The sequence below is a fragment of the Pseudomonas sp. 22072 genome, from assembly GCF_052046095.1.
Classification (GTDB): domain Bacteria; phylum Pseudomonadota; class Gammaproteobacteria; order Pseudomonadales; family Pseudomonadaceae; genus Aquipseudomonas; species Aquipseudomonas paracarnis.
Window position 1 is genome coordinate 1 of sequence record NZ_JBQEQE010000055.1, and the last position, 10,200, is coordinate 10,200.

11 protein-coding genes are annotated in these 10,200 nt (G+C 60.9%); 5 read left to right on the forward strand and 6 right to left on the reverse strand.

Annotated elements, in window-relative coordinates; translation table 11 throughout:
- Positions 1-256 precede the first annotated feature (256 nt).
- Both ACTJLA_RS26600 and ACTJLA_RS26605 read right to left on the reverse strand, forming a co-directional pair.
- Positions 257-871, reverse strand: coding sequence for an NAD(P)-dependent oxidoreductase (locus tag ACTJLA_RS26600; RefSeq protein WP_089041229.1), 615 nt, complete (start codon positions 869-871; stop codon positions 257-259).
- Between the two features lie 34 nt (positions 872-905).
- Entirely contained in the window at positions 906-1,772 is an 867-nt protein-coding gene (locus ACTJLA_RS26605; protein ID WP_236454514.1) for an MBL fold metallo-hydrolase, read from the reverse strand.
- A 105-nt stretch (positions 1,773-1,877) separates the two neighbouring features.
- Here ACTJLA_RS26605 and ACTJLA_RS26610 point away from each other — a divergent pair, with 105 nt between their 5' ends.
- Together ACTJLA_RS26610 and ACTJLA_RS26615 are read left to right on the forward strand one after the other, a co-directional pair.
- Positions 1,878-2,783: a LysR family transcriptional regulator gene (locus ACTJLA_RS26610; protein WP_034126609.1), complete on the forward strand. Its 906-nt coding sequence runs from the start codon at positions 1,878-1,880 to the stop codon at positions 2,781-2,783.
- A gap of 91 nt (positions 2,784-2,874) precedes the next feature.
- Positions 2,875-3,054 carry a hypothetical protein gene (locus ACTJLA_RS26615; RefSeq protein ID WP_003189580.1) on the forward strand — a complete coding sequence of 60 codons (180 nt, stop codon included), beginning with the start codon at positions 2,875-2,877 and terminating at the stop codon, positions 3,052-3,054.
- Here ACTJLA_RS26615 and ACTJLA_RS26620 read toward each other — a convergent pair.
- A complete protein-coding gene (locus tag ACTJLA_RS26620; RefSeq protein WP_014717471.1) occupies positions 3,047-3,922 on the reverse strand; it encodes a helix-turn-helix domain-containing protein in 876 nt (291 codons plus the stop codon). The two genes, ACTJLA_RS26615 and ACTJLA_RS26620, sit on opposite strands and share 8 nt — an antisense overlap.
- Before the next feature lie 189 nt (positions 3,923-4,111).
- On the opposite strand from ACTJLA_RS26620, the gene pobA reads away from it, so the two are divergent.
- Positions 4,112-5,296, forward strand: a complete 1,185-nt coding sequence (pobA, locus tag ACTJLA_RS26625; RefSeq protein ID WP_173647468.1) for a 4-hydroxybenzoate 3-monooxygenase — start codon at positions 4,112-4,114, stop codon at positions 5,294-5,296.
- 66 nt (positions 5,297-5,362) lie between these two features.
- Entirely contained in the window at positions 5,363-6,880 is a 1,518-nt protein-coding gene (locus tag ACTJLA_RS26630; protein ID WP_057975677.1) for an MDR family MFS transporter, read from the forward strand.
- Positions 6,881-6,936: 56 nt separating this feature from the next.
- On the opposite strand, the gene ACTJLA_RS26635 is transcribed toward ACTJLA_RS26630, so the two are convergent.
- From ACTJLA_RS26635 to ACTJLA_RS26645, 3 genes are read right to left on the reverse strand one after another with little or no spacing between them, the layout of a single operon-like run.
- Positions 6,937-7,776 (reverse strand): cache domain-containing protein, encoded by an 840-nt coding sequence (locus ACTJLA_RS26635; RefSeq protein ID WP_034126612.1) that lies wholly within the window; start codon positions 7,774-7,776, stop codon positions 6,937-6,939.
- A gap of 55 nt (positions 7,777-7,831) precedes the next feature.
- Positions 7,832-8,302, reverse strand: a complete 471-nt coding sequence (gene cynS / locus ACTJLA_RS26640) for a cyanase (RefSeq protein WP_014717475.1) — start codon at positions 8,300-8,302, stop codon at positions 7,832-7,834.
- 28 nt (positions 8,303-8,330) lie between these two features.
- Positions 8,331-8,972, reverse strand: a complete 642-nt coding sequence (locus ACTJLA_RS26645; RefSeq protein ID WP_003189587.1) for a carbonic anhydrase — start codon at positions 8,970-8,972, stop codon at positions 8,331-8,333.
- A gap of 112 nt (positions 8,973-9,084) precedes the next feature.
- Here ACTJLA_RS26645 and cynR point away from each other — a divergent pair, with 112 nt between their 5' ends.
- The gene (cynR, locus tag ACTJLA_RS26650) at positions 9,085-9,936 is read left to right on the forward strand and encodes a transcriptional regulator CynR (RefSeq protein WP_205547103.1); all 852 of its coding nucleotides are present in this window, start codon (positions 9,085-9,087) and stop codon (positions 9,934-9,936) included.
- Positions 9,937-10,200: the final 264 nt, after the last annotated feature.

The following is a 10,200-nucleotide window of genomic DNA, read 5'->3' on the forward strand; positions in this document are numbered from 1 at the left end:
GCTCTTGCCCCACCACTCGGCACCTCGCCTAGGCTCGGTGTGCCCGTAATCCGCCAGTGATTTGGGGGGCCGCCGCCACGCGCCATCCATGGCGCGGGGCGGCTAAACCGGCATCCCTGCCGGTTTACCCCCCAAATCCCTGTCGAATTCCGGCCAGCGTGGTTTAACGGGGCGCTTAAGATCAAGATCAAAAGCAGATCAAGAGCAGATCAAGAGCTACTCGCTTCGCATCGTGTTTAGCGTTGACGGCGTTGGGTCAGTAACCGACGGTAAAGCGCTGGCGCGAATGCTTCGGTGTTTCCACTTCATCCAGCATGGCGATGGCGAAGTCGGCAAAACTGATCGAACTGTTGCCGTCACTGTTCACCAGCAGCTCATCCGTGCCCAGGCGGAATTTGCCCGTGCGCTCGGTGCCGTCGAACAGGGCCGATGGCGACAGGAAGGTCCAATCCAGCTCCTTTTCCTGACGCAACGTTTCCAGGAAGTCAGCCCCGGCACTGGCTTCAGCTTTATATTCAGCCGGGAACCCTTCGCTGTCGATCACGCGCCCGCCACCGGGCAACAACAGCGAACCTGCGCCGCCGACCACCAACAAACGTTTCACCCCGGCCTTTTTCACCGGGCCGATCACGGCGCTGGCGGGAAGGGTGGCGAAGTGCGCCGCGCTGATCACCACGTCGCTACCGCTGATGGCGTGTTGCAAGGCCTCGGCATCCAGGGCATCAACCTGTTTGACCGTAACGCCTGGACGCACAGCCAGCTTGTCGGTATTGCGGGCGATGGCGGTGACGGTATGCCCGCGACGCAGCGCTTCTTCCAGCAGTTGGCTACCGGCGCGGCCGGTGGCACCAATGATTGCAATCTTGCTCATGATGTTCTCCAACAGGGTTAAGGTTTAAAGCCAGTTACCACTTCATTTCGCCCTTGGCGACTTTGGCGCTCAGTTCCAGCGAGCTTTCGTCGGCGAGGGTGGGGTAGCGTTTTTTCATGGCCGCAATCAGGCCGGCGGAGTCCTTGGCCTTGGCGGTTTCGAGGTCGAAGGCCTTGATGTAATCGGCGGTGAAGTTGACCGAGGCCAGCGATGGCGTGCCCAGGTAATGGCCTGGCACCACGGTGTTCGGTTTCAGGTCTTCAATGCGCTTGAGGGTGGCCAACCAGTCTTTATGGGATTGCGCGCTCTGGGTATCAGCCATCCAGACGTGGATGTTTTCAGCGATAACCACACCACCAACCACGGCCTTGATCGACGGGATCCACACAAAGCTGCGATCTGGCTGCGGGCCGTCGAGGCCCACCACTTCAAGCTGCTGTCCTTCCAGGGTCAGGCTGTGGCCTTTAAGTACCTGCGGTACAAGGGTCTTGGCCGGTTTGTCTGCGCCCATTTTCGGGCCCCAGAAGGCCAGCTTGTCGGCGACAGTGGCGTTGATATGGTCGACCACCGGCTGCGGCGCCAGCACCTTGGCGTCGGGGAAAGCGGCGGTGAGGGTGTCCAGGCCGAAGTAGTAGTCCGGGTCGCCATGGCTGATGTAGATGGTGGTCAGGCGTTTGCCGCTGGCGCGGATCTTCTGCACCAGTTGCTCGGCTTGGCCTTTGCCGAATTGCGCATCCACCAGGATCGCGTCTTTCTCGCCGCTCACCAGCACCGAGCTGACCGGGAAGATCGCGGCTTCGCCTGGGTTGTACACGTCCAGTTTCAGCTCTGCCGCCGCTGCGTGGGCAGCGAATGCCAGGGCGGCAGTAGCCAGGGTCAAGCGTTTGAAGGTCGAGAACATCGGGCAGCTCCTGCCATAGATAAAGGATGCACAGAGCTTAGTTGCATAAAACGCGACAAAAAATGCGATGCTGGGACATAGTTTGTTTCTAAAAGCGGGCAAATCATGGATCGTCTTCAAGCAATGCGCGTGTTTGTCACCGTGGTGGACCTGGGCAGCCAATCCGCCGCCGCCGACCACCTTGACCTGTCGCGCCCGGTGGTCTCGCGTTACCTGGCGGAGCTGGAAGACTGGGTGGGTGCACGCCTGCTACACCGCACCACGCGCAAGCTCAGCCTCACTGCCGCCGGGGGTGAAACACTACCGCGTTGCCGGCAATTGTTGGATTTGTGTGGGGACATGCAGGCCGCCGTCAGCGAACCCGATGACGCGCCCCGAGGTCTGTTGCGCCTGAGCGTCAGCACCTCGTTCGGCCAGGCGCAGCTGGGCGCGGCGATTGCCGAATACGTCAAGCTTTACCCCTTGGTGACGGTGGATTTGCAGATGCTTGATCGCACGGTGAACCTGGTGGACGAGCGCATCGACCTGGCGATCCGCACCAGCAACGATCTGGACCCCAACCTGATCGCCCGGCGCCTGACCGTATGTCGCTCGGTGGTGTGCGCTACACCGGCTTATCTGCGCGAGCATCCGGCGCCGCAGAAAGTCGAAGACCTGGCCCGGCACAATTGCCTGACCCACTCCTACTTCGGCAAGAGCCTGTGGCATTTCGAAGAAAACGGAGAGCACGTTTCGGTGCCGGTCCACGGCAATATCACGGCCAACGAGGCCAGCACGTTAATGCGCGTGACGCTGGCCGGGGCAGGGGTGGCGATGCTGCCCAGTTATCAGGCCGGCGAGCTGATTCGCAGTGGGGAGTTGGTGCGCTTGCTGCCGCACGCCGAGCCACGACAAATGAACATTTATGCGGTGTACGCCTCACGCAAACACATGCCTTCGGCGTTGCGTAGCCTCCTGGATTTCCTGGTGCTGCGCTTTCCTGAAGAGCCGGGTTGGGATGTCGGGCTTTGAGCTGAAATAAGCGCGCTGAATGGCATCGCATCAGGGCAAGTTGACCTATGCTTTAAACAGCACCCTGTAGATCCGTTCAGAGGTCTGTGCCATGAGCATTAAAACCAGAAAGTACCTGACAATTTTCACCCTCTGCGCATTGGCAACAGCGCTGTATGGGACTGCCGCCTACCGCGTCGAGCAAACGCGCATGCAGCCAGCGGCGTTCGCTATCAGCTGCCATCAGGACCAATGCGTTCCCCGCACCGGTAGTTTCAGTGCGCTCAGGTAGGCTGCTCTGCCTTCAATTGTTCACGAAACGCCTTGGGTGAAAACCCGACCCTGCGGCGAAACAGCCGTGAGAAGTTGGTCGGGTCGGAAAAACCCAGCACTTCGGACATCTCGTTTATGGTCATGCTGGTGTAGGTCAGCAGGCGCTTGGCTTCCAGCAATTGGCGGTCATGCATGATCTGCAACGCCGGTTGCCCACCCAACTCCCGACACGTCCCGTTCAAATGTGAGACCGAGATGCCCAGCTTGTGGGCCAGGTCTTCAATCTTCGGGTGTTCGCGGTAATGCTGTTCGACCAGTTGCGTAAACCGCCGAAAGTACTCACGACCCCGCGGCGCGCGTGGATGGCGGCGCTGGATCGCCTGGCGGCTGACCCATACCAACAACACGCTGACCAAGGCGTGCAGCATCATGTCCCGTGCCGGTTGGTCATCGGCGTATTCGTCCTGCAAGCGTACGAACAGGCTGTTCAAGTAATCGCTGTCCTTGCCCGCCGGGTAGCTGCCGAGTGTGTGCAGGCCATCGACGGTAGAGCCCAGTTGCGCCTGCAAGTGGCTGACCAGCGGCGCCGAAAGCGTTACCACAAACCCTTCCACATCCTCGGAAAAACGAAAGCCATGCACGCACAGCGGTGGCAGCACTTGCAGGCTCGACTCGTTAAGCGTGGTGCGCTGGCCCTCGATTTCCAGTTGTGCCTGGCCTTTGTGCACATACAGCAACTGGCACAGGTCCGCGTGCCGGTGGGGCTGGATTTCCCACTGGTATTCCCGACTGCGCCGGGAAATGGTTTCGCAGTGCAACAAATCGGGAGTCGGCCACTGCTGGCTTTCCCCGTAAAGCTTGAAGACCGGAATCGCGGTTTTGGTCATGGTTTCAATCCGATACTCAGGATAATGGTTCGGTAATCGCCCCGATTGGCGAAAAGCACAGGTTTTGACGCAGTTTTCACCTTCTTATGAGCCTCACTCAAGTGAAAAATGTCAGCCACAAGAGCAATGACAACTCTTTCACTCCATACGTTCGCGTGAAGCTTGAAGGTCATAAAAATAATGAAAACCCTGAAAACCCAAGTCGCCATTATTGGTGCCGGTCCTTCCGGATTGCTGCTCGGCCAACTGCTGCACAACGCTGGCATCCAGACCCTCGTTCTAGAGCGTCAGAGCGCCGATTACGTACAAGGCCGTATCCGCGCCGGTGTGTTGGAACAGGGCATGGTCGACCTGCTGCGCGAAGCCGGCGTCAGCCAACGCATGGACGCCGAGGGTCTGGTGCACGACGGGTTTGATATTGCCCTCAATGGCCAACTCACCTCCATCGACCTCAAGGCCTTGACCGGCGGCCAGTCGGTGATGATCTACGGCCAGACCGAGGTCACCCGCGACCTGATGGCCGCCCGCGCAGCCGCGGGTGCCATTACCCTGTACGAAGCCTCCAATGTTCAGCCCCATGACCTGAAAAGTGAACAGCCATGGCTGACCTTCGAGCATGAAGGCCAAGCCTGTCGCCTGGAGTGCGACTACATTGCCGGCTGCGACGGTTTCCATGGCGTGGCCCGCCAGTCGATACCGGCGCAAGCGCTGAAGGTGTTCGAACGGGTCTATCCCTTCGGCTGGCTGGGCGTGCTGGCCGACACGCCGCCGGTACATGCCGAACTGGTGTACGCCAAACATGCGCGGGGTTTTGCGCTGTGCAGCATGCGGTCGCCGACCCGCAGCCGTTACTACCTGCAAGTGCCGGTCGAAGAGAAGCTGGAAGACTGGGCGGATGAACGTTTCTGGGATGAACTCAAAAGCCGCCTGCCCGACTCATTGGCCGAACAATTGGTGACCGGCCCGTCAATCGAGAAAAGCATCGCGCCGCTGCGCAGCTTTGTGGTGGAACCCATGCAGTACGGGCGCCTGTTCCTGCTCGGCGATGCCGCGCACATTGTGCCGCCCACCGGTGCCAAGGGCTTGAACCTGGCGGCCAGTGATGTGAGCACATTGTTCCGCATCTTGCTCAAGGTGTACCGCGAAGGGCGCCTGGACTTGCTGGAAAAATACTCGGCAATCTGCCTGCGCCGAGTGTGGAAAGCCGAGCGGTTTTCCTGGTGGATGACCTCGATGCTGCATCAGTTTCCCCAGGCGGATGACTTCAGCCAGCGTATTGCCGAAAGCGAACTGGACTATTTCATTCGCTCCGAGGCTGGGCGTAAAACCATCGCAGAAAATTACGTCGGCCTTCCTTACGAGCCTATCGAATAGCCTGCTATCGTATCGAGCATTCCCACCGGTGACCGTTGCCTGTGGGCCCTGCTCGAAGGTTCTGCCGTGACACACCTCAATCAGCCCGCTCCAACCGTTCCCGCCGTGCGCAGTATCCTGGTCGCGCTGATGATGGCGATCTTCCTGGGTGCCCTGGACCAGACCATTGTCGCCGTGTCCATGCCGGCCATTTCCGCACAGTTCCATGAGGTCAACCTGCTCGCCTGGGTGATCTCCGGCTACATGGTAGCGATGACCGTGGCGGTGCCGATCTACGGCAAGCTCGGTGACCTGTATGGGCGCCGCCCCATGATGCTCATCGGCATGGGCGTGTTCACCCTCGCGTCGCTGTTCTGCGGCCTTGCGCAAAGCATGGAGCAACTGGTGCTGGCGCGGGTTCTGCAGGGTATCGGCGCTGGCGGGATGGTCTCGGTGAGCCAGGCGATCATTGGCGACATTATTCCTCCCCGCGAACGGGGACGTTATCAGGGGTATTTCAGCAGCATGTACGCGGTGGCCAGCGTGGCCGGGCCGGTACTGGGCGGTTATATGACCGAGTACCTGTCGTGGCGATGGGTGTTTTTGATCAACCTGCCACTGGGCGTCGGTGCCTGGTACGTGGCCCATCGCACTCTGGTGGGGCTGCCGGTGCCGCAGCGCAAGCCGATCATCGATTACCTCGGCACGGTGCTGATGATCGTCGGCCTCACCGCCTTGTTGCTGGGCATCACTGAAATCGGCCAGGGCCATTCGTGGCGTGACGATCAAGTGCTGGGGTTGCTGGCCTGTGCCCTGCTGGCCTTGAGCGTGTTTGTATGGCACGAACGCCGCGCACGGGAACCGCTGTTGCCGATGCACTTGTTTGCCAACCGCAGTGCGGTGTTGTGCTGGTGCACGATTTTCGTCACCAGCTTCCAGGCGATTTCCCTGACGGTGCTGATGCCCCTGCGCTACCAGACCGTGACCGGCGCTGGTGCCGACAGCGCAGCCCTGCACTTGCTGCCGTTGGCGATGGGCTTGCCGATGGGCGCGTATTTCGCCGGGCGCATGACCTCGGTGACCGGCCGCTATAAACCGATGATCCTCAGCGGCGCGGTGTTGAGCCCGCTGGCGATTCTCGGCATGGCCTACAGCGCGCCCCAGGCGGTGGCGCTCACCAGCGTCTTCATGTTGTTGTGCGGTATCGCCGCCGGCATGCAGTTCCCGACCTCGTTGGTGGGTACGCAGAACTCGGTAGAGCAACGGGATATCGGTGTGGCCACCAGCACCACCAACCTGTTTCGCTCCCTGGGCGGGGCAGTGGGGGTGGCTTGCATGTCGGCGTTGCTGCTGGCGCTGTTGCACGATTCCAGTTTCGCCCATTTGACGAGCGGCGCACTGGTGGCCGAAGGCAGTTCCGGCAACGTACTGCTCGACGGCCTCAACGCCGCACCCGGCCCGGCGCAGGATGCGTTGCGCGACGAGTTGGCGGTGACGTTCCGGCATTTGCTGATGGTGAGTGCGGCGGTGTCGCTGCTGGGGTTGGCCGCTGCGATAGCGATGCCGAATCGGGTACTGCGCGGCCGTGAAGACAAAGTTAGATAAGCGGACGCGGAGCGTCCCAGGCGGCGTTCCCACGCAGAGCGTGGGAACGATCAGGATCAGGGGCTGTAATACCCCACCGCAACCATGAAATGCCCGCTCTTGCGCACATAGGCATGCTTGTTCTCGACCTTGCCGGTCACCGGGTTTTTCCAGCGGTATTTGTATTCGCCCTGGTCCTGTTCGGCCATCATCTGGAGGATCGGCACACCCACTGGTTTGCCATCCGGGTCCTTGATCTTGGCGAAGTCGGTGTTGATCAGGCGCAGGTTGGTGCCGTGGGCGACGTAGCGCCGGGTGTTCAGGTCCACCACAAACACGTACAGGTCATCTTGCAGGAAGCCACCCTGCAAAGAGTTGATCGCCTTGAGCGTGCCGGTTTCATCCTTGACCAACGCCTCCACCGCCTTGTTGCGCAGCGCCCGTGCCTGTTCCGGCGTGGCGCGCGGCAAGTAATAACCGACCGCCAGGATGCGTTCGCCCACCCGCTGATAAAACACATGCTTGTGTTCGACCTTGCCGTCATTCCAGTTCTGCCAGCGATAGTCAGCCTGCTGGATACCCTGGCCTTCGGGCACGCTAAGGGCTTGTTTGAACGAGGCTTGCAGGTCGGGCCCGAGCACCTCGGACACATCGCGACCGATCAGCGCGGAGGAGGGCCCGCCACTGGCCAACAGCACGCCTTTTGTATCGACCACAAACACATAGCGGTCCTGGTCGATGAACTCGCCCTGACGGCTGAAGGCGGCGAAGGCCTTGTCACCTTGCTTGTGGTAGTACGCCAAGGCTTTTTCCAGCAGGGCCTTGGCGGCTTGGGCATCCGCTTCCTGTGCCGTGGCGGCATGCACCTGGCTGCAACACAACAGCAGCAGCCAGGTGAATCGGAGCAGTCTCTTCATTTACCCGTCCCTCGTTCTTGTTGGTGTGCCAAGAGCGTAGACGGTTGGCGGCAAATCAGAAGGGTTTGGTCGGCAGGTATTTGCCGTCCAGGGTGATGACCGCACGGGAGCCGCCGTCCGGGTCTTCGACTTTCTTGATGTCCAGCTTGAAGTTGATGGCGCTGATGATGCCGTCGCCGAATTGCTCATGCACCAGGGCCTTCAAGGTAGAGCCGTAGACCTGCAGCATTTCGTAGAAACGGTACATGGTTGGGTCGGTCGGCACACCGCTCGGGAAGCTGCCGCGCAGTGGGACGCTTTGCAGCAGTCGGCTGGCGTCCTCGTCAAGGCCGAGTTTGCCGCACACGATGTCGGCCGCCTCCTTGGGCAGCGGGTGCTGGCCGAGCAGGGCTGCGGTGACGAATGCCAGGCTCAGCCCGGTGCCGTCGGTGAGGTCCTGCCACGACAGGTTTTTGCGTGCCTTGAGGTCGATAACGGTGTCGGCCAGGGCCAGGCGTGGGGTTTGGGCGAATTGGGATTGCAACATGGTGACGTCCTCTTGGGTTGAATAAGGTTCAGGCGGCGTGGGCGCGGGTGCTGGGGTGGTCGAGCAGGGAGACGAAGCGCCCGGTGTGCCCGTCCAAAGCGTCGATGCCGCCGGTTTCGATGTCGTACACCCAGCCATGCAGGTTCATCCGGCCTTGTTCCAGCGCCAGGGCGACCGAAGGGTGGGTCTTGAGATTAGCCAGTTGGGCGACCACGTTTTCGCGCACCAAGGCATCCAGGCGGGCAGCGTCCGAGGCATGCGTACGGGCTGCATTGATCACCTTGGCCGACTCGGCATGGCGCAACCAGTTGGCCACGGCGGGCAGGTGGTCCAGGCATTTGCAGGTAGAAATTGCAGTCATTGCACCGCAGTCCGAGTGCCCGCAAATCACAATGTCGCTGACGCCCAGCACCGCTACGGCATATTCGACTGTGGCCGACACGCCTCCCGGTTCCGGGCCGTAGGACGGCACTATGTTGCCGGCGTTACGGATGACGAACAGGTCACCGGGTTCCTGCTGGGTCAACAGCTCGGGGACTACGCGGCTGTCAGAGCAGGACACGAACAAGGTGCCGGGGTTTTGCGTGGTCGCCAGGTGTTTGAACAAGTCACTGCGAGGGGTAAAGGCTTCACGTTGGAATTTGCGAAAGCCGTCGATGAGATGCTGCATGGTGGTTCTCCTTGCGTCGCTGATGGGGCAAGGATGGAAGTTTTCGGTTATAGCGTCCAAGACCGGTTTATTATGCTTTCTATAAGTCATGCCTATAGTTGGAGCGCTGCCCATGCTGTTGCGTCATATCCGTTACTTGCTGGCCGTTGCCGAGCATCGCAATTTCACGCGTGCCGCCGAGGCGCTGCACGTGTCGCAGCCGACCTTGTCGCAACAGATCAAGCAACTGGAAGAAAGCCTGGGCGCGCCACTGCTGGACCGTTCCGGGCGCAGTGTCAGCCTGACCGACGCGGGGCAGGCCTATGTGCGTTATGCGCGGCTGGCCTTGCAGGATCTACAGGCCGGCACCCGCGCCATACATGACGTGCAGGACCTGCGCCGGGGGCATTTGCGCCTGGCCATGACGCCGACCTTCACCGCCTACCTGATCGGCCCGCTGCTGGCACGCTTCAATGCGTTGTATCCCGGCATCACCTTGAGCATTGAGGAACTGACCCAAGACCGCATCGAAGCCGCCCTGGGCGAGGACCTGCTGGATATCGGCATCGGCTTTACCGGCGAGCATGGGCTGGAGATCCACTGCGAGGCGCTGTTTGTCGAAGAGCTGAGCCTGGTCGTCAGTGCCAGCCATCCAGAACGCACACAACCAGCCTGGCTCGAACAGCCCCTGGTGCTACTGAACACAGGCTTCGCCACCCGCCGCTATATCGACGACTACTGCCACCAACAAGGGGTTAAACCGCAGATTGCCATGGAGGCCAACTCCATCAGCGCGATCATCGAAATCGTGCGCAGCACGCCCCTGGCAACCATCCTGCCCCGCGCACTGGCCGAGGCCCAGGCAGGCCTGCATGCCGTGGTGATCAATCCACCGTTGCCGCAGCGCACCGCGGCACTCCTGAGTCGCAAGGGCGCGTATCGCAGCGCTGCGTGTGCGGCGTTTGTAGCGTTGATCAAGGCGTAGGACCGGGCTGACGCCCCAGGATCCCAATGTGGGAGCTGGCTTGCCCGCGATGACGGCCCGCCAGCCGACGCCTTTCTACCTGATGCCCCGCGATTCAAATGTGGGAGCTGGCTTGCCTGCGAAGACGGCCTGACAGTCAACACCGTGGATTGTGTACATATCCATTCCTGCGGTAACGGCCACCTAGGGTTCCGCCCTGACGGCGGGTCACTTTGGAAAAGAGCCCCAAAGTAACCAAAGGGCTCTTGCCCCACCACTCGGCAC

What these genes read in the sequence shown, in the direction of transcription:
- ACTJLA_RS26600 (WP_089041229.1), bottom strand. Translation starts at nt 871, where the DNA reads ATGAGCAAGATTGCAATCATTGGTGCCACCGGCCGCGCCGGTAGCCAA.
- ACTJLA_RS26605 (WP_236454514.1), bottom strand. Translation starts at nt 1,772, where the DNA reads ATGTTCTCGACCTTCAAACGCTTGACCCTGGCTACTGCCGCCCTGGCA.
- ACTJLA_RS26610 (WP_034126609.1), top strand. Translation starts at nt 1,878, where the DNA reads ATGGATCGTCTTCAAGCAATGCGCGTGTTTGTCACCGTGGTGGACCTG.
- ACTJLA_RS26615 (WP_003189580.1), top strand. Translation starts at nt 2,875, where the DNA reads ATGAGCATTAAAACCAGAAAGTACCTGACAATTTTCACCCTCTGCGCA.
- ACTJLA_RS26620 (WP_014717471.1), bottom strand. Translation starts at nt 3,922, where the DNA reads ATGACCAAAACCGCGATTCCGGTCTTCAAGCTTTACGGGGAAAGCCAG.
- ACTJLA_RS26635 (WP_034126612.1), bottom strand. Translation starts at nt 7,776, where the DNA reads ATGAAGAGACTGCTCCGATTCACCTGGCTGCTGCTGTTGTGTTGCAGC.
- cynS (WP_014717475.1), bottom strand. Translation starts at nt 8,302, where the DNA reads ATGTTGCAATCCCAATTCGCCCAAACCCCACGCCTGGCCCTGGCCGAC.
- ACTJLA_RS26645 (WP_003189587.1), bottom strand. Translation starts at nt 8,972, where the DNA reads ATGCAGCATCTCATCGACGGCTTTCGCAAATTCCAACGTGAAGCCTTT.
- cynR (WP_205547103.1), top strand. Translation starts at nt 9,085, where the DNA reads ATGCTGTTGCGTCATATCCGTTACTTGCTGGCCGTTGCCGAGCATCGC.